This window comes from Clostridium sp. AF27-5AA (genome assembly GCF_003478415.1).
GTDB lineage: Bacteria > Bacillota > Clostridia > Lachnospirales > Lachnospiraceae > Otoolea > Otoolea fessa.
The window spans coordinates 32,898-51,752 of sequence record NZ_QUFH01000015.1; the positions used below are offsets into that span (position 1 = coordinate 32,898).

At 50.3% G+C, this 18,855-nt stretch carries 15 protein-coding genes; 10 read left to right on the forward strand and 5 right to left on the reverse strand.

Going from position 1 to position 18,855, the window contains the following annotated elements; translation table 11 throughout:
• The first annotated feature begins 272 nt into the window (after positions 1–272).
• Positions 273–1,397 (forward strand): M20/M25/M40 family metallo-hydrolase, encoded by a 1,125-nt coding sequence (locus tag DWY89_RS12960; protein WP_118524746.1) that lies wholly within the window; start codon positions 273–275, stop codon positions 1,395–1,397.
• A gap of 303 nt (positions 1,398–1,700) precedes the next feature.
• A complete protein-coding gene (locus tag DWY89_RS12965) occupies positions 1,701–1,976 on the forward strand; it encodes a hypothetical protein (protein ID WP_118524019.1) in 276 nt (91 codons plus the stop codon).
• A gap of 109 nt (positions 1,977–2,085) precedes the next feature.
• Here DWY89_RS12965 and coaBC read toward each other — a convergent pair whose 3' ends face one another.
• A complete protein-coding gene (gene coaBC, locus DWY89_RS12970; protein ID WP_118524747.1) occupies positions 2,086–3,279 on the reverse strand; it encodes a bifunctional phosphopantothenoylcysteine decarboxylase/phosphopantothenate--cysteine ligase CoaBC in 1,194 nt (397 codons plus the stop codon).
• A gap of 602 nt (positions 3,280–3,881) precedes the next feature.
• On the opposite strand from coaBC, the gene DWY89_RS12975 reads away from it, so the two are divergent.
• Both DWY89_RS12975 and DWY89_RS12980 read left to right on the forward strand, forming a co-directional pair.
• Positions 3,882–4,505, forward strand: coding sequence for an ECF transporter S component (locus tag DWY89_RS12975; RefSeq protein WP_022359587.1), 624 nt, complete (start codon positions 3,882–3,884; stop codon positions 4,503–4,505).
• Between the two features lie 6 nt (positions 4,506–4,511).
• Entirely contained in the window at positions 4,512–5,276 is a 765-nt protein-coding gene (locus tag DWY89_RS12980) for a type III pantothenate kinase (protein ID WP_118524020.1), read from the forward strand.
• Positions 5,277–5,408: 132 nt separating this feature from the next.
• Here the strand turns inward: DWY89_RS12980 and sstT are convergent, their stop codons facing one another.
• Positions 5,409–6,632 carry a serine/threonine transporter SstT gene (gene sstT / locus DWY89_RS12985; protein ID WP_118524021.1) on the reverse strand — a complete coding sequence of 408 codons (1,224 nt, stop codon included), beginning with the start codon at positions 6,630–6,632 and terminating at the stop codon, positions 5,409–5,411.
• A gap of 417 nt (positions 6,633–7,049) precedes the next feature.
• On the opposite strand from sstT, the gene DWY89_RS12990 reads away from it, so the two are divergent.
• The 5 genes from DWY89_RS12990 to DWY89_RS13010 all read left to right on the forward strand — a co-directional run bounded on the left by DWY89_RS12990 (position 7,050) and on the right by DWY89_RS13010 (position 13,059).
• On the forward strand, positions 7,050–7,559 hold the full coding sequence (locus tag DWY89_RS12990; RefSeq protein ID WP_117796647.1) for a QueT transporter family protein: 510 nt from the start codon (positions 7,050–7,052) through the stop codon (positions 7,557–7,559).
• A 225-nt stretch (positions 7,560–7,784) separates the two neighbouring features.
• Entirely contained in the window at positions 7,785–9,176 is a 1,392-nt protein-coding gene (gene murC / locus DWY89_RS12995; RefSeq protein WP_118524022.1) for a UDP-N-acetylmuramate--L-alanine ligase, read from the forward strand.
• A gap of 548 nt (positions 9,177–9,724) precedes the next feature.
• Entirely contained in the window at positions 9,725–10,789 is a 1,065-nt protein-coding gene (locus DWY89_RS13000; RefSeq protein WP_118492973.1) for a DnaD domain protein, read from the forward strand.
• Positions 10,776–11,768, forward strand: coding sequence for an ATP-binding protein (locus DWY89_RS13005; protein ID WP_118482233.1), 993 nt, complete (start codon positions 10,776–10,778; stop codon positions 11,766–11,768). The genes DWY89_RS13000 and DWY89_RS13005 overlap by 14 nt, the downstream gene beginning before the upstream one ends.
• Positions 11,769–11,877: 109 nt before the next feature.
• Complete coding sequence (locus DWY89_RS13010; RefSeq protein ID WP_022359580.1) at positions 11,878–13,059, forward strand: ribose-phosphate pyrophosphokinase; 1,182 nt, start codon at positions 11,878–11,880, stop codon at positions 13,057–13,059.
• Between the two features lie 122 nt (positions 13,060–13,181).
• Here DWY89_RS13010 and DWY89_RS13015 read toward each other — a convergent pair whose 3' ends face one another.
• From DWY89_RS13015 to asnS, 3 genes are all read right to left on the reverse strand, one after another.
• The gene (locus DWY89_RS13015; RefSeq protein WP_118524748.1) at positions 13,182–15,041 is read right to left on the reverse strand and encodes an AAA family ATPase; all 1,860 of its coding nucleotides are present in this window, start codon (positions 15,039–15,041) and stop codon (positions 13,182–13,184) included.
• A gap of 5 nt (positions 15,042–15,046) precedes the next feature.
• A complete protein-coding gene (locus tag DWY89_RS13020) occupies positions 15,047–16,117 on the reverse strand; it encodes a DNA repair exonuclease (protein WP_118482235.1) in 1,071 nt (356 codons plus the stop codon).
• Positions 16,118–16,244: 127 nt separating this feature from the next.
• On the reverse strand, positions 16,245–17,636 hold the full coding sequence (gene asnS / locus DWY89_RS13025) for an asparagine--tRNA ligase (RefSeq protein ID WP_118482236.1): 1,392 nt from the start codon (positions 17,634–17,636) through the stop codon (positions 16,245–16,247).
• A 351-nt stretch (positions 17,637–17,987) separates the two neighbouring features.
• Here asnS and DWY89_RS13030 point away from each other — a divergent pair, with 351 nt between their 5' ends.
• Positions 17,988–18,851 carry a DUF6282 family protein gene (locus tag DWY89_RS13030; RefSeq protein ID WP_118492996.1) on the forward strand — a complete coding sequence of 288 codons (864 nt, stop codon included), beginning with the start codon at positions 17,988–17,990 and terminating at the stop codon, positions 18,849–18,851.
• Positions 18,852–18,855 lie beyond the last annotated feature (4 nt).

The window sequence follows — 18,855 nt, forward strand, 5'->3', positions numbered from 1 at the left end:
ATCTCAGTCGAGAAGACTCCCACCTCTTCAGGTGGTGAGTAATAGCAAATTTGTCTCACGGACGTTCGACTTGAAATTAAAATTTTTTGTATTTTTAGTATAACAGATTTTTCAGCGAATATAAAAAAGAATATGAAAGTACATTTAAAAATTTCCGCGTTGCTTACAATCATGTTCCGGTGTATAATACACAAAACAGAGAAAAATAGTAGGAATTAGCGGGAGAGTAAAAAATAGATAGAAAAAAGAATGGAAAACAGGAGGAAGTCATCATGGCACAGATTGAGATAAACGAAGCCCGCATCCGCGCTGAATTTGATGAGCTGGCGCGGATCGACTCAGAAAGTTTCGGGGAACGCGAGATGGCGGATCGCTTGAAGGAAAAGCTCGCAGAGCTGGGAATCCAGGCAAAGGAAGATGACACAGCCGAGAAAATAGGAGGCAATGCGGGAAATCTGTTTGGAACGTTAAAGGGCGGGATGTCTGGCACGCCGATCCTGCTGTCCGGGCATATGGACACGGTCGCGCCGGGAATCGGAAAGAAGCCGGTTTTTCATGAGGACGGAACCATCACTTCGGATGGAACCACCGTGCTTGGCGCGGACGATCTGACCGGCGTGATTGCTATCTTAGAAGGCATCCGTGCCGTGCAGGATGCGGGAATCCCGCACCGGGATATTGAGATTTTATTTGCGGCGGCGGAAGAGCAGTTTACAAGAGGAAGCTCGGAGTTCGATTTCAGCCAGATGAAAGCGAAGGAATCTTACGTTTTGGATGTAACTGGACCAGTCGGGACAGCGATCCTGCAGGCACCGACGATCCTTTCCTTTGAGGCGGCAGTCAAAGGGCGTGCAGCACACGCCGGATTCGAGCCGGAGAAAGGCATCCACGCGATTCAGACGGCGGCCCGCGCGATTGCCGCATTGAAGCTGGGGCACGTGGATGAGGAAACAACCCTGAATGTGGGCTTGATTTCGGGCGGTTCGGTTGTGAATGCCGTTCCGGAACTCTGCACCTGCCGGGACGAGATCCGCAGCTACAGCCATGAAAAGGCAATGGAGACCCTGGAAGATGTCCGCCATGTCTTTGAAACCGCCGTCAAAGAGGCGGGGGCAGAGCTTTCTTTCACACACCGCCTCCATGTTAAAGCCTTCCATCTGGAACCGGACGCGCCGGTGGCAGTTCATTTTGCCGAGGCCTGCCGCACCCTGGGAATCGAGCCGAAATTCGGCAGCACCTTCGGCGGCAGCGACGGAAACACGATGATGCAGCACGGAATCCCATGCGCGGTGCTTTCATGCGGTATGTACGATGTTCATTCCGTGCGGGAGTATGCGAAGATAGGCGATATTGTAAATGGGGCGAGATTGATCGCGGAGTTGATTACGCAGGGGTAAGAGGCGAGTATAGAGTAAACTTCACAAGTGTTGATAAGACCGTTTGACGATATGCAGCATAAAATATAGTCGAACGGCTTTATTATTTTATTCAAATAAAAATATAGCCGTTCGAACAAAATTTCAACAAAAATACAGAGAGTTTTATCGTAATGATTTCGTAAGAAATTGTCTATATATTTCGGAGGGGAGATCTGATATTATACGAATAAGAAACTAGAAAAGCAATCTTGTAAAAATAAAAAGCGATAACAAATATTTTATGAGATTTTTTTGCTTAGATAGAATCGAGAGGTGATCGATATGAAGAAAAAATTCTGGCTGACATTATACAATTTAGGCGTCTCTATTTTATTCTTATTGTCATTGTACAGTTATGCAAAAGGCATGGCAGGCTTTTCTTTATTTTTAGCGCTGGCAGTTTTTGGAGAAATTGCGGCAAGGGCTTTTATTGAATGCAAATACTTGCAGGAGAGTCCAGAGATAAAAGAGGATACGGCTTATCGAATCACGAAAGTATTGCGATTGCTTTGTGAAATTATCTTGATCATAGGAGTATGGCGGATTCGTTTTAAATAGCCACATTCTAAAAATAATGCTTATGATATATTCCATATTCAATGAAAGAGGAGGCATCCGTCCATCAACCTCGGTTGCTTCCTCTTTCTCTATCTATTTCAATCAAAATCTATTTCATCATATCGCGTAAAACCGTCAATATTTCCATCGCCGCTGCTTCCTTACTCATCTGCTCCAGATGGCGGGTCTGCTGCTTATCGATCAGCGTGATGACGTTTGTATCGGTTCCGAATCCGGCGCCGGCTACCTTTAAGTTGTTGGCAGCGATCAGATCCAGATTTTTGCGTTCCAGCTTGCCGCGGGCGCGTTCCTCGAGCTGGGAGGTCTCCATCGCGAAGCCGCAGAGCAGCTGTCCCGGACGTTTGTGTGTGCCGAGGTAGCTTAAAGTGTCCTCAGTGCGCTCCAGCGCCAGGCTCAGATCGCCGTCGGATTTCTTGACCTTTTCATCAGAAACGACTGCCGGACGGTAGTCAGCGACGGCTGCCGCCTTGATGATAATGTCCTGTTCCTCACTCCGGGAGGTGACTGCTTCAAAGAGGTCGTGTGCGCTTTTGATGTGGACAGTATTGACAAATGGAGGCGGAGTCAGTGAAGTTTCGCCGGTGACGAGTGTCACGTCGGCACCGCGCAGCATCGCCATCCGTGCCAGCGCATAGCCCATTTTTCCGGTCGAATGGTTCGTGAGGTAGCGCACCGGATCGACCGCTTCCTGGGTCGGACCGGCGGTCACAAGGATCTTCTTTCCGGCGAGATCCTTCGGGTAGGCGATCGCGCGGAGAATATATTCCAGGATCAGCCCCTCATCCGGGAATTTGCCCTTTCCGGAATCGCCGCAGGCGAGCAGACCGCTTGCCGGTTCGATGATGGTAAAGCCGTAATGTTCTAACAGGTGGAGATTATCTTGGGTAATAGGATTCTCATACATCCGTGTGTTCATCGCCGGAGCAATGATGCGCGGGCACTGGCAGGCCAAGAGCGTGGTCGTCAGCATATCATCAGCGAGCCCGTGTGCCAGCTTGGCGCAGACATTGGCAGTCGCCGGGGCGATGATCGCGAGGTCGGCTTTCTTTGCCAGTTCCACGTGCTCTACTTCAAATTTAAAATTCCGGTCAAAGGTATCTGTCAGGCATTTATTGACGGTCAGGGTTTCAAACGTCAGTGGAGTAATAAACTCCATCGCATTTTTTGTCATGATGACATGCACATCGGCGTGCTGTTTCTTTAAAAGGCTGGCAAGGTTTGCCGCCTTGTATGCGGCGATTCCGCCGGTTACTCCCAAAATAATTGTTTTTCCGGTTAACATAATACATATCCTTTCGGTTTGCACTCTGGTTTTCTGGGTCATTTTCGAACAGCATAGCATCTGGAGGAAAAATTGTAAACCTTTTTTGGCTTCCGTTCTCTGTTGGGGTCTTTGGTAAGCGCACATAACAGGAGAGGAAAGAAACATGTATTTTGTGAAAAGACAATAAAAAACAGCACATATTCTGGTAGAATTGTTGGTTGTATGTTGAAAAGTGATGTGATATAGTGTGGAGGTGTCTGCTGGCTGACCTGGTTTTCACTAGATGTGAACAGGGACAGGCGGCAGCAGTTGTATTGTATCCCATAGAAAACAGGCACCGAACGTGCTGGCAGCAAATCTGCGGAAAGCGGCAGAAGAAAGAAACTTCTGCCGGAATGTGCGTATCTGCATACGGATCTGTATCTGAGATGGAGAATCATACCGGAAGAGACGGGGAATTAAAATGCCCTGGCTCGCGGCTTTTCTGGATGGTATCGCCGGAAAGAACAGAATTTGTACGGATTTTATGCACATGATATTGGCGCAGGTAAGCGGCAGTCTGGTGAACAGAAGGTGCAGCAGGTTTTTCGAACGGGAATAATAACAAGGAGGAAAATTTCATGAACACAACAAACAACACATCTAAACTTGTCATCTTAGGTCTTATGACCGGCATTCTTCTGCTGATGGCGTACACTCCCCTCGGATATCTGAATATTGGGCCGCTGGCGATTACATTTAATGTGATTCCGGTTGCGATTGCGGCGATCACACTGGGACCGGCAGGCGGCGCAGCGATCGGTGCAGTCTTCGGCATGACCAGCTTTTTACAGTGCATCGGCATCGGCGGCAGCAGTGCGATGGGCGCGATGCTTTTCAGCATTAACCCGTTTCTGGCATTTGTACAGAGATTCGTTCCGCGTATGCTGGATGGTCTTCTGTTAGGCTACATTTTCCAGTTTGTACGCCGCAGAACCGATGCGTACATGGCGAGTCTGGTAACCGGATTCTGTTCCGCGTTTTTAAATACAGTTTTCTTTATGACGGCTTTAGTGGTTCTGTTTGGCAATACCGAATATATGCAGGGGCTGATCGGCGGAAAAAATATTATCCTGTTCGTATGCGGTTTCGTAGGAATCAATGCAGTATGCGAAATGGTATCGTCCACAATCCTCACCGGTGCAGTCGGCGCAGCACTTTACCGGGCAAAATTTGTACCGGCTCTGGAAAAAAGCAGGGGGTAAGACAGTATGATTTTGGTATTGGATATCGGAAATACGAATGTGGTTCTCGGTTGTATTGCGGATGGGGAAATCCTCTTTACAGAGCGGATGGCGACAGACAGCGGGAAAACAGAGCTTGACTATGCGATTTCCCTGAAAATGGTGCTGGAGCTGCGGGAAATCAAGGTAAGTGAGATCACCGGCGCGATCATCGGTTCGGTAGTACCGCCGGTTACCTCCCTGATGCGGGAGGCGATCCGCAAGGTGACGGGGCAGGAAGCTCTGGTCGTCAATGTGGATATGAATATCGGTCTGGAAGTGCTGATGGACAATCCGTCCTCCGTCGGTACCGATCTGATCGTCGGTGCCGTCGCGGGAATCAATCGGTATCCGGTGCCGCTTATTCTGATCGATATGGGAACGGCAACCACCATCTGTGTGGTGAATGAGAACAAGCAGTACATCGGCGGCATGATTCTGCCGGGAATAGGTGTATCGATGAATTCCCTGACCAGCCGGACCGCCCAGCTTCCGCGCATCAGCCTTGACCCGCCAAAGCGCCTGATCGGCAAGAATACGGTTGAATGTATGCAGAGCGGCGCTCTCTATGGCAATGCGTCCTGCATCGACGGTATGGTAGACCGGATCCAGGAAGAGCTTGGACAGGAGGCAACTATCGTAGCGACGGGCGGACTGGCGAAGCGGATCATTCCGCTGTGCCGTCACCACATCGAGCTGGATGATGAGCTGCTGCTGCGGGGGCTTTGGATTATTTACGAGAAGAATAAATAAGGTCTGTGATTCTGATATGAAAAAAGCGGTTGGAGAGAGTCTAACCGCTTTTTACTGTATAGGATAATCGAATCGCAAAAGAAAATCCCCGGTGTATACAGCACCAGGGATTTTTGCGTTTAAGTATTTAAATTAATAGGTAATCTCCCGTCCTTCTTTTCTCCACTCCCTAAACTGTGCCGCTGCGGAAAGCAGAAGATCGCAGGAAGAGTTGAGTGCTGTCTCGACCGAATCCTGTACTACACCGATGATAAATCCAACACCGATGACCTGCATGGCGACATCGCTGGAGATGCCAAACAAGGAGCAGGCAAGCGGAATTAAAAGCAGGGAACCACCGGCAACACCGGATGCGCCGCAGGCGGAAAGTGCCGACAGGACGCTTAAAATGATGGCGGTCGGAATATCCACCGGAATTCCCAGCGTATTGGCTGCCGCCAGCGTCATGACGGTGATGGTAACAGCCGCACCGTTCATATTGATGGTCGCACCGAGCGGGATGGTAACGGAGTAGGTATTTTTGTCCAGTCCCATTTCCTCGCAGACTTCCATGTTGATCGGGATATTTGCTGCCGAGCTCCGGGTAAAGAAGGCGGTGACCGCGCTTCGTTTCAGACACTTGAAAATCAGCGGGAACGGGTTTTGGCGGATGCACCAGTATACGAGGATCGGGTTGGTTACGAAGTAGATAAACAGCATCGATCCAACCAGTACGGCGAGAAGCCGTCCGTATTCGGTGAATACCTGCAGACCGTTGGTAGACACAGTGTCAAACACAAGGCCGAGGATACCAAACGGAGCAAAGTTGATGATCCAGGTAACTACCTTTGAGAGTGCACCGGCGAAATTATCCATGATTTCCTTGGTTCGCTCACTGGCAGCGCGCAGTGCTACACCGAACAGAACCGCCCATGCCAGAATACCGATGTAATTCGCTTCTGCAATCGAAGTGATCGGGTTCTTTACAACGTTTAATAAAAGTGTCTGCAGAACCTCAGCAATTCCCTGCGGTGCGGAGGTCTCTTCTGCCGCCTGCGCCAGTGTCAGGGTGATCGGGAATAATCTGCTTGCGATGACCGCAATCACAGCGCCTAAAAGAGTATTAAACAGATAGAGGCAGACAACCGTGCGGATGATGCCGCCGTGGCTCTGCTTTGCCTGACAGAGGGAACTGATAACAAGGAAAAATACGAGCAGGGGCGCGATGCCCTTTAATGCGTTGACAAATAGATTTCCAAGGATTGAGATTCCGACTGCCTGCGGAATCATCATTCCCAGAACAGCGCCGAGAATCATGCCGCCCAGAATTCGTTTAGGCAGGCTGATGGCTGTCCAGCGTTCATAGAGTGCTTTCATAAAATACATACTTCCTTTGTGATGATGAAATGGGGTTGACGAGTGTCGGGGAGCTGAGTCAAATGTGCAAATGCAATATCTCCCGAATGATTCAACTGTCTGTGCAGCATCCGGCACAAAATCATGTAGATTCTATTATACAGGAGATAGAAAGAAAGGGAAAGTGCTTTTTTATGGCAGAGTGATAGAGAAATAGAGAAAAAATTTTTGCCCGTGTTCCGTGTGGTCAGTGGCAGAACTTGCAGTGGCGATAAGCGAAAAGAAAACTTGTATTTCTATCTGCTCTATGTTATACTCATACCCGTTGCAAAGCCCGCAAAAACAAGGTCTTACAGGGCTGCCGCCGATTTCCGGCGTAAAATGAATCGAGTGTTCGTGACCTTCCACTCGTAAAACAAAACTAAAGGAGAATTGAATATGAAAGAAAACAACCTGAAAAACACGTATTTTCTGGCGTATGGCGCGGTGATCGCGGCCATCTACGTAGCGCTGACGATGGCATTCCAGCCGATCAGCTTCGGACCGGTGCAGTTCCGCATTTCGGAAGCACTCTGCATCCTGCCGTTCTTTACCCCGGCAGCGATCCCGGGACTCTTTGTCGGATGCTTTTTATCCAATCTGTTCTGCGGGGCAGCCGGATTGGATATCGTATTCGGAAGCCTGGCAACCCTGATCGGGGCAGTCGGCTCCTATGCGCTCCGCAAGAGTAAGGTTTTAGTATGTGTACCGCCGATCCTGGCCAACACGATCATTGTACCGTGGGTGCTCCGGTTTGCATACGGCTCTGAGGATCTGATTCCGTTCATGATGCTGACCGTCGGGATCGGCGAGGTGCTGGCAATCGGTGTGCTGGGAAGCATTCTTCTGGCGGCGTTAAACCGTTATAAAACCATGCTGTTCGGCAAGTGTCTGGCAACGGGACGCTAAGAAAAAGACATAACTTAAATGATATAAAAGATGCATGTTACAGACGGATCGCAGTGCGATGGCTGGCGTGTATCTTTTATTTTTTTTTGCCTTATATTGACAATTTCATGTAAAAGAAGTTAAATTAAAAGGACGTGAAAACACAATGCCTCGCGGTTCCATATCGTTTTTCTATGGCGTCTGCGAAAACAAAAACCGCCTGCGGCGGGGAAGGAATGCACAAATATGAGTGAGAATGTATATCAGATTGATTTTAATAAACCAGAATCCGTCCATTTCATCGGAATCGGCGGTATCAGCATGAGCGGACTGGCAGAGATTTTGATGGACGAGGGATTTACCGTGTCTGGCTCGGACGCACACCGTTCGGAGCTGACCGATAACCTGGAGGCGCGCGGCGTGAAGGTATATATCGGACAGAAAGCGGAGAATATCCAGGATGGCATCGATGTGGTAGTCTACACGGCGGCGATTCACCCGGATAACCCGGAATTTCAGGAAGTAAAACGGCGCGGCATCCCGATGCTGACCCGTGCGGAACTCTTGGGCGAGATGATGCGGAACTATAAAAATGCGATCGCGATTGCCGGAACACACGGCAAAACGACGACCACTTCGATGGTGACGGAAATTTTCTTGCAGGCGAAAAATGACCCGACGATCTCGGTCGGCGGCATTCTTCCGGCGATCGGCGGCAACATCCGTGTCGGCGGACCGGAATTTTTCGTGACGGAGGCGTGTGAGTATACCAACAGCTTCCTATCCTTCTACCCGACGATGGCGGTCATCCTTAATATAGAAGAAGACCATCTCGATTTCTTCAAGGATCTGGCGGATATCCGTCATTCTTTCAAGTTGTTTGCCGAGCGCGTACCGGCTCAGGGCGCGATTGTCATCAACGGCGATATCGAGAACTATCAGGGGATCATAGAAGCGGCAAAAGGCAAGGTTATTACTTTTGGTCACAGCCGCGGCAACGATTACAGTGCCGGTGATATCCAGTATGACGATTACGCGCATCCGTCCTTCGATCTTTATATCGGCGGTGAGAAGAAAGAGCGCCTGACGCTCGGTGTGGCAGGTGAGCACAATGTATACAATGCGCTGGCAGCCATCGCTGTTTCCCTGGAAAATGGCATCTCCATGGACGCCATCCGCGTGGGACTGGCACATTTTACCGGAACCAATCGCCGATTCGAAAAGAAGGGTGAGGTAAATGGATTTACCATCATCGACGACTATGCGCATCATCCGCATGAGATCGAGGCTACCTTAAAGACGGCGCAGAACTATCCACACAAGACACTCTGGTGCATCTTCCAGCCGCACACCTACACGCGGACGAAGGCATTTCTGCCGCAGTTTGCCGAGGCGCTCTCACTGGCAGATAAAGTCATTCTGGCGGATATCTACGCGGCGCGCGAGACGGACACGCTCGGCATCAGCTCAGAGGATATCGTGAAACTTCTAAAAGAAAAAGGAAAAGAAGCATGGTATCTGCCGACGTTCGATGAAATAGAAAAATTTGTCATGGAACATTGTACACAGGGCGACCTGTTGATAACCATGGGCGCCGGAGACGTTGTAAATGTAGGGGAAAACCTCCTTGCGAAATAGATGCACTCCCAGAGTACATATAGTTATCCACATTATCCACATAGTTTTCAACATATTATGTAAAGGAACTATGTGGATTTTTTGCGCCTAAATGCGGAAATGGGGAAATGCCGAAAATGTTGATAAAATAAGGATTTTGTCGGAGGAAGGGTTATTTTTTGAGGATTTTTGAAGGCTTTTTCCACATTATCCACATTATCCACAATCAAAATAGTGGAAAAATTGGTCTAAAAGTGTCGGCCGCGAACCATAATTAGGAGTATTTCTTTTTAAAAAAAGGTATGTTATGATAGGAACAGACGCAGTGAACCTGTGATAAATGGATGAAAACTGTCTTGTCCGGAGCAAAATTGTGGAAAAGTCCGGAAACAAAATCAAAACGGTGGAAAAGTAAGAAAACAGGAAGATTTGGATGGAACAAATAGAGAATATTTCAAAATAAAAGTAAAATACAGCAGTTTGAATGGTTTACACAGCCGCAGGCTGCTGATAGATAAATGGTAACAGGAAATGTGAGGACACAGAATGGCTAAGAGGGAAGTTAGACGATGGGAATAGGATTCAAAAACCGGCTGGCGGTGGGCGCGACGCCGGTTCCGGACGTATTTATTGATACATATATGGCGGGAGCCAGTGGAGAATATGTGAAGGTATATCTGTACCTGCTCCGCCACCAGCAGGAGGAAGTCTCGATCGGACAGATCGCGGACGCGCTCAACCACACGGAGGCGGACGTGCAGCGCGCGCTGGCATACTGGCAGAGAGCCGGGGTGCTGGGAACGGAAGTCGGTGAAGAGGCACAGCGATCGTTTCAGGAGACGCCGGGACAGCAAATTTCGCCGGTTTTTGCTTCAACGGAATCCCTGGCAGGCGCTGGTTCCTTTGCGCCATCTACAAAAACTGCCGCGCGGGAAGCCGCAGCCTGCGATATGTCACGCCTGACCTCGGATGAGTCGTTTAAGCAGCTCATTTATATTGCCCAGCAGTATTTAAACAAGCTGCTCACACCGACGGACTGCCAGATTCTTGGAAATCTCTATTCGAATCTGGGATTTTCCGGGGAATTGCTGGAATACCTGATTGAGTACTGCGTGCAGAACCACCACACCAGCCTGCGCTATATGGAAAAGGTGGCGCTCGGCTGGCATAAGCGCGGCATCAAGGATGTGGAACAGGCGAAAGCGAGCGGCAGGGGCTACACGAAGGGTTCATTCGCGGTTATGCGGGCGATGGGGCTTTCGGACCGGAGCCCGGCGGAGGTCGAGAGTGAATTTATCGAAAAATGGTTCTGGGAGTACGGTTTCACGCGCGAGCTGATCGTCGAGGCGTGTAGCCGCACGATCCGGCAGATACATAAACCGTCGTTTGACTATGCAGACAAGATCCTGCGGGATTGGAAAAATGCCGGGGTCAAGAGCTTCCGGGATGTGTCAGAGCTAGATAAAAAACGGAAGGAAGAAGGCGGGGCGAAGCGCCGGCAGGCGTCTGCAGGCAGCAGCCGTTCTTCCAACCGGTTCCACAATCTGGAGGAACACGGATATGATTACGACGAGATGGTATGGAGCATGATAAACGGAGCGCAGAAGACAGGAGGGGACGATGGCACTCAGTAATTCGCAGTATGAATCGATCATGCGTGTTTATAACCGGACACAGCTTCAGAAGAAACATGAGCTGGACGCGCGGGTTGACGAGGTCTATGAGAAAATACCGGCGGTCCGGGAGATGAACGATGCGATCGCCGCCGCGGCGGTCAAGAGCGCGAAAGAGCTTCTGGCGGGCGATGCGGACGCGGTGAAACGTTTGCGAGGGACAATCGCAGACCTGAAAGAGCAGCGTCAGGTGCTGATGAGCGCCTACGGCTATCCGGCGGACTATCTGGAGATGCAGTATAATTGTCCGGACTGTAAGGATACCGGGTACAAAGACGGCATAAAATGCCACTGTTTCCGTCAGCGGGAGATCGATCTGTTATACGCCCAGTCGAATATCCGGGAAGTGCTGGAGCGGGAGAATTTTTCTCATTTTTCCTATGATTATTTTGATGACACGAAGATCGATCCACGTAGCGGCAAGACTGCCCGCGCGTATATGGAGCAGGTGACGGCGTTCTGCCACCGCTATGTGGACGGATTTAAAGAAGAAAAGGGAAATATCTTATTTACCGGAAAAACGGGGCTTGGAAAGACGTTTTTAAGCAACTGCATCGCGAAAGAGCTGATTGAGCGCTGTTTCAGCGTCGTGTATCTCCCGGCGGTGGAGATGTATGAGATATTTTCAAGGGACCGCTTCGCAAATGATGCGACCGATGAGGATCGCGACCGCTCCCAGTATTTATTAGAGTGCGATCTGCTGATCATCGACGATCTGGGGACGGAGCTGGTGAATACGTTTACGACTTCCCAGCTCTTCTATGTGGTCAACGAGCGCTTAAACCGGAAGAAAGGCACGATCATTTCCACCAATCTGCCGGTCAATGAGATGCGCGACGAGTTTACCGACCGCGTCATGTCACGGATCATAAGCCAGTATCAGATCATTCCGCTCTACGGCGAGGATATCCGGATACGAAAAAAGCTGGAAAACCGGTAATGGGTTGACTTATAAGGGACATAATGATATAAAAGAGACGTTAGAATGCGCTAACATATGCAAAAAAAGCGAATTAACAGAGAGTAAACAGGCTGGAGGAAAATGGAAAATGCTGTACGAAGAGAAAATCATTGAGACGATACCGGTAGGTCCGCTGGGACTGATTCCATTAAAGGGATGTGAGGAACTGGTAGGCAAGGTAGACAAATATCTGGTGGACTGGAGAAATGAGCGCGAGAGCGAGCACAAGACGTCGATCGCATTTTCAGGTTATCAGAGAGACTCCTACATCATCGGGGCAAACACACCGAGATTTGGTTCCGGCGAGGCAAAGGGCGAGATCAAGGCGTCGGTGCGCGGCGATGATCTGTATCTGATCGTGGATGTCTGCAACTACAGCCAGACATATTCTCTGTGCGGCATGGTAAACCATATGTCCCCGGATGATCATTATCAGGATCTGAAACGTGTCATTGCGGCAGCAGGCGGAAAGGCACGCCGTATCAACGTAATCATGCCGTTCCTGTATGAGAGCCGCCAGCATAAGCGCTCCGGTCGTGAGTCCTTAGACTGCGCGCTGGCACTGGAAGAACTGGTAGATATGGGCGTTGAGAATATCATTACCTTTGACGCACACGATCCGCGTGTCCAAAACGCGATTCCGCTCAAGGGTTTTGAGACCGTTCAGCCGATTTACCAGTTTATCAAATATCTGCTGAAAAATGAGAAAGAGCTGGAGATCGACAGCGATCACATGATGGTCATCAGCCCGGATGAGGGCGGTATGTCCCGCGCTGTCTTCTTCTCCAATGTGCTGGGACTCGACATGGGTATGTTCTACAAACGCCGCGATTACACCAGGATCGTCAATGGACGCAACCCGATCGTTGCCCATGAGTTCTTGGGATCCAGCGTAGAGGGCAAGGATGTCCTGATCATCGATGATATGATCTCCTCCGGCGAGAGCATGTTAGATGTAGCGAAGGAATTAAAGAGCCGCAAGGCGAGAAAGGTATTCGTATGCGCGACCTTCGGTCTGTTTACCAACGGACTGCAGAAGTTTGACGAGTACTATGAGAACGGTCTGATCGACCGCGTCCTGACCACCAACCTGGTATACCAGACACCGGAGCTTCTCTCCAGACCGTACTATATCAGCGTCGATATGAGCAAATACATCGCGCTCATCATCGATAACCTGAACCACGATGCCTCCTTAAGCGAGCTGTTAAATCCGACTGGACGTATCAATAAGCTGCTGGCGAAGTATCGGGCGGGAATACGGGACTAAAAATAGACCTTTAAAATAGAAACAAAAAGAACGTCATTTCCGGACCAATACATGTCAGAAAATGGCGTTCTTTTTAATGTCATAGGAAACAGGCAATGTCACGGTTATGTATGAAAGGAGTCCTACAACCGCACTTCATGCACCGCAGCTCCTTCCGCCTTCAGCACCCGCATCTCCCTCTCATGACAAGTAAATACAAGAATCTGCCCGGAATAGGCGGTTGGCAGCCATTTGAGGACGGTTCTCAGGCGCTCGTCGTCGTAGAGGACGAAGCTGTCGTCAAAGATGAGCGGCAGCCGGTCTGCATCGCCCTGGATAAAGTGGGCGGCGGCGAGGCGCAGCGCCAGATAGATCTGGTCGGCGGTGCCGCTGCTGACCTGTTCAAGCGGGATCAGCTTCCGGCGGGTATTTAAAAACGCATTCAAGTTCTCATCGATGCTGATGCTGGAATAAATTCCGCCGGTAATTCCGGCGATCAGGTCGGACGCAGTCTTATTTAAGTACAGGCCGAAAGAATCCCGGATGGTCGTGGAAAGCTCTTTTAAGGTATCAAGCGCCAGATCCACGGAGGCGATCTCCTGATGGATGCGCTCATTTTCATTTAAAATGTGTTTGAGCGCCGCTGCCCGGTCTTTGCAGGCGGATAGGTGCTCCAGCTTTTTCTCTAACTCCCACTGGACGCGCTGTTGTTCCTCGATGACAAGGCTGCAGTCATTCTGCTTTGCCATCAGCGCCGAGATCTGTTCGGAACGTTTTACCAGTGAATCCTCCGAGTTTGTAACGGCGTGGCAGAGCGTGATGAAGCGGTCCAGCCGCTGGGACAAAAGCTTCATGGATTCATCCGAAATCTCGGATTCGCCCAGGTGGCGGCTCAAAATCTCCGATAAAACAGAGGCACTTTTCTCCGCCTCCTGCCTGCGGCGGCTCCGGTGCCGTGTGACGCAGATTCCCAGCATGAGAAGCACAAGAGCGGCGACGCCAAATATGAGGGCGGTGGGACCAGCTCCCAGCCACGGGGACGGAAGCGGGAAGAACGCCAGATATCCGCAGTATGCGGCGCAGATGGCGCAGATCGCCGCTGCGATAAAGAAAAACACCTGGAAAAACCGGGATCCCTTGCTGGAGGAAGACACCTGTGCATGCTGATAGTCCTGGTAGAGTGTTTCAGCCTGACTGCGGTACGCCTCGATGGACGCCTCATCCGTAAAGGAAAACTCATCCAGTACCTGACGGCTCTTCTGCAGCCGGTCGGATAAATCTTCTTTTTCTATTTTCTGATGTTCCAGTTCATTTCGAACCGAGTCACGCAGCTTTGAGTATTCCTGTAACTGATTCTCATATTTTGGCGAAGAAAGCTCGCGTTCCAGCGCGCGGATCTCGCTAAGAAGGGAGGTATAGTTGACCGAAGCCTCCGGGCTTAACTGGGATTCAAATTGTTTGCGCTGATTTTTCAGATAGGCGGTCGCCTTAGTGATATTGAGCGCCATATTGCCAGAGGTATTCATGTTAGCAATATAGTTTTTCAGTTCCGAAACCATACCTTCATCGGTCGCACTCTTTAACTGGCTGATGCTGATGGTGTTGTTGTACATGGTTTCACTCATGCCGCCCAAAATTTCCTGCAATACGGCGCGGCCGTCCGGTTCCTCGCGTCCGGTCGTCTCGTTGATGACGGTAAATTCCTTCTTGTTTTTCTGGAACGAGCGCTCGATCCGGTAAATGGTGCCGTCGTCGTATTCAAGCCGGAGCTGCCCCTCGTAGGTGCCGCTGTTTTCCCACGGCTCATATTTGCTGTAGATGTCGTTTCTGGCGGCGCGCCCCCTCTGACGCTCGATGCCGAAGAGCATGCCGCGGATAAAGGTGTGGATCGTGGATTTGCCGGCTTCATTTTTACCGTAAATGACGTTTAACCCGTCCTCAAAGGAGACGGCTGTGTCATGAAATTTTCCAAACCCACTGATATAAAGATCAAGAAAACGCATGGAAGCTAACTCCTTTCATCGGTGGTGAGAAGCAGGGCGTGGATGCCGTAAAACAGCGCCTTTTTCTCCACCGGACTCATGTCCGGTTTTTTCAGTGCCTGGATGTAAAAGCCGATCATATCGCTTGGATGCTCGGCAAACAGGGCGGAAAAATCGTATTGCGGTTCCGTCTCATCGATGATATCCGCGATGCGGAAACGCAGCTTTAAGGCGTCCAGATCGAAGGAAATATCGGGATCGCGCATGCCCTGCACCTTGAAGCGGAAAATATTGTCATTGCCGCGCTGTTCGATCTCATGGGCGATTTTTAAGTACAGCTCCGTGTTGGTCGTATCCGGCGTGACGCGGACGATGAGTGGGATGTAGCGGAGCTTCGCCATCGGAATAAAGTCCAGTGTCGTTACCTGACCGATTTCCGGGTCGATCTCGCCGTAAAGGATGCCGTGCCTGCCGGTCTCGGTCTTATCAAGCGGCTCCGGGGAACCGCAGTATGCCATCTTTTTGTCCAGTAGGATCTCTGGCCTGTGGATGTGCCCCAGTGCGATATACGAAAATCCGGAGGAAGCCAGCGCCGCCCGGTCGATCGGGACGTGGTTCGCGTCGCCACCGTGCCCCAGCAGAATGTGGATTTTTCCATCCTCCGGCGCTTCAAGAGCATCAAGGCGCGGCTCCGGGATCTCCGCAGTATAGTAAGAAAAGCCGGTCACCTCGGTGTTGATATCCTCAAAATAGACGGATGAGACATCCTCACTTTCCAGAAACGTCACGTTGGAAGCCCAGGAAAAGCTTAAAACAGCTGAATTTTTGCGGATCCGGTCGTGATTGCCCGCGATGATGATAACCTGTGTCTGCGGGATCGTGGAAAACAGGTAATTGACCTCTTTCAGGTCGCGCAGCAGCGGCTGGCGGTGGAACAGATCCCCCGCGATGAACAGGCAGTCCACGCGCAGCTCCTTTGCCTTGGCGATGATGGCGGTAAACGTATCGCGGATATCGCGGCTGCGCTCCCGGCTCCACGGCTTGTCGCTGTCCGGGGACATGCCCCAGTGGATGTCGCCGGTATGGATAAATTTCACATTCTCTCCCCCTTTCAGGAGTCTGTCACTACGTATGTACATATTGAAATAATAATAGAAAAGGGACTGCTGCAAATAGCAGAAAGCAGATTCCAGTATTTGCGACAGCCCCATAGTTGCTTATTGTTTACAGTTCACAGTTGTTTACGGTTCTCGGGAACGGAATGACATCGCGGATGTTGGAAACGCCGGTTAAGTACATCACGCAGCGCTCGAATCCAAGACCAAATCCGGAGTGTCTTGCGGAACCGTATTTACGCAGATCCAGATAGAAATTGTAGTCCTCCTTTTTGAGTCCAAGCTCGTCCATACGCGCCTCTAACTTCTCTAAGCTGTCCTCACGCTGGCTGCCGCCGATGATCTCGCCGATGCCCGGTACGAGACAGTCCATCGCTGCAACGGTCTTGCCGTCCTCGTTCATCTTCATGTAGAATGCCTTGATCTCCTTCGGATAATCGGTAACGAAGACCGGTTTCTGGAAGATCTTCTCGGTTAAGTAGCGCTCATGCTCGGTCTGTAAGTCACAGCCCCAGAATACCTTGTAGTCGAATTCGTCGTTGTGCTCTTCGAGGATGCGGACGGCCTCGGTGTAGGTTACATGACCGAACTCGGAATTTAATACGTGGTTTAAGCGGTCAAGGAGTCCCTTGTCGATGAACTGGTTGAAGAAATTCATCTCTTCCGGTGCGTGCTCTAAGACGTAGCGGATGACATATTTTAACATATCCTCGGCAACTTCCATGTTGTCGTTCAGATCCGCAAATGCCATCTCCGGCTCGATCATCCAGAACTCAGCTGCATGACGGGTCGTGTTGGAGTTCTCTGCGCGGAAGGTCGGTCCGAAGGTGTAGATATTGCGGAATGCCATCGCGTAGGTCTCGCCGTTTAACTGGCCGCTGACAGTTAAGTTAGTTGGTTTTCCGAAGAAATCCTGAGAGTAGTCAACCGTGCCGTCGTCCTTTTTCGGAACATTGTTCAGATCCATCGTGGTAACCTGGAACATCTCACCGGCGCCCTCGCAGTCACTTGCGGTAATCAGTGGAGTGTGGACATACACGAAATCGCGCTCCTGGAAATACTGATGGATCGCGTAAGCTGCCAGGGAACGTACACGGAACACAGCCTGGAAGGTGTTAGTTCTCGGACGCAGGTGGGAGATGGTACGCAGATACTCAAGGCTGTGGCGTTTCTTCTGAAGCGGATAATCCGAAGCGGACGGTCCCTCAACGGCTACCTCGGTCGCCTGAATCTCGAACGGCTGCTTTGCCTCCGGGGTCGCAACCAGGGTACCTTTTACGATAATGGATGCGCCTACGTTTAACTTGGAGATCTCCGCAAAGTTCGGCATTGTATCATGGTAAACAACCTGAAGCGTCTCAAAGTAGCTGCCATCGCTCACAACGATGAAGCCAAAGTTCTTGGAACCGCGCACGCTTCGTACCCAGCCGCCGATCTGAACTTCTTTGTCCAGATACGTCTCTCTGGAACGGTAAATTTCTCTTACAGTGGTTAAATTCATCTCAGTAAACTCCTTATTTTGCAAAATAAACTTTCTCATGCGGACTGCCCTGCAGTGTGCAGACCGTGTTTAACTTTCATTATACTGTATTTTCCTTGTAGATTCAAGGGACGGAGGGAAATTTGCTAGGGGAAGAAACCTGCCCGTATAAAAAGTGACAGCTTTAAGAATTAACAGAAACAAATGCAAAAACAGAAGGAAAGGGCAGAAAACAAGCTGGGTATTGTGTCAACTCTGTGAATACTTGTTTTACAGAGACAAATGCCCGGTGTTAGAATGGGGATAAAGAAAGAAAACCGCGGAATACTTTCAAAGAGTCTATCAAACGGAAAGGGTGTAGACAGAAGAATTATGACTGAACTTGACGCAAATAAAAAAGCGGAAGAGCTTCTGAAAGGTGCGTACGATTTACATGTACATTCATCGCCCTCTGTTTTTCCGAGAGAATTGGATGGATTCCAGTTGATCCGGGAGGCAGACGCGGCAGGAATGGCGGGAGTGATGCTGAAAAGTCATTATGAATCAACGGCTTTGCGGGCAGAACTGATCAACCGCTACAGCGGCTGTAAGGCGAAAGCGTATGGCGGGCTCTGCCTCAACTGCCCGGCGGGCGGCTTGAATGTATACGCGGTGAAAAATGCATTGCGGGCGGGGGCAAAAATTGTATGGATGCCGACCCGGGATGCGAAAAACAGCCTAGTATTCGGAAACATGGAGGGAGATTTCTTCGACCGCAGGGGTATTACCATTCTGGAACAGGATGGAACATTAAAAGAATGCGTCTACGACATCATGGATGCTATCAAGGAAAAAGACGCATTTCTGGCAACAGGACATATCAGCCCGGAGGAATCCCTGATTTTATGCAGGGAAGGACGGAAACGGGGGGTCAATATGATTTTGACACATCCAGAGTTTCCAAGGACGAGGATAGGAAGAGACGATCAGGCGGAACTGGCGAAGCTGGGGGTTGTGATTGAGAAGAACTGGTTTAATCTGGCACAGAAAAGTGTGATGCCGGAAGAGATGGCAGAGACGATTCGGACCGTTGGAAGTGGACACGTATATCTGGCAACGGACCGCGGGCAGGAAGGGGCGCCGACACCCGTTTCGGAATTGAAACGGTTTATCGCCGTGATGCTGACCTGTGGGATTGCGGAAGCACAGATACGGGACATGGTCCAGAAGGTACCGGAAGAAGTGGTATGCAGATAAATTT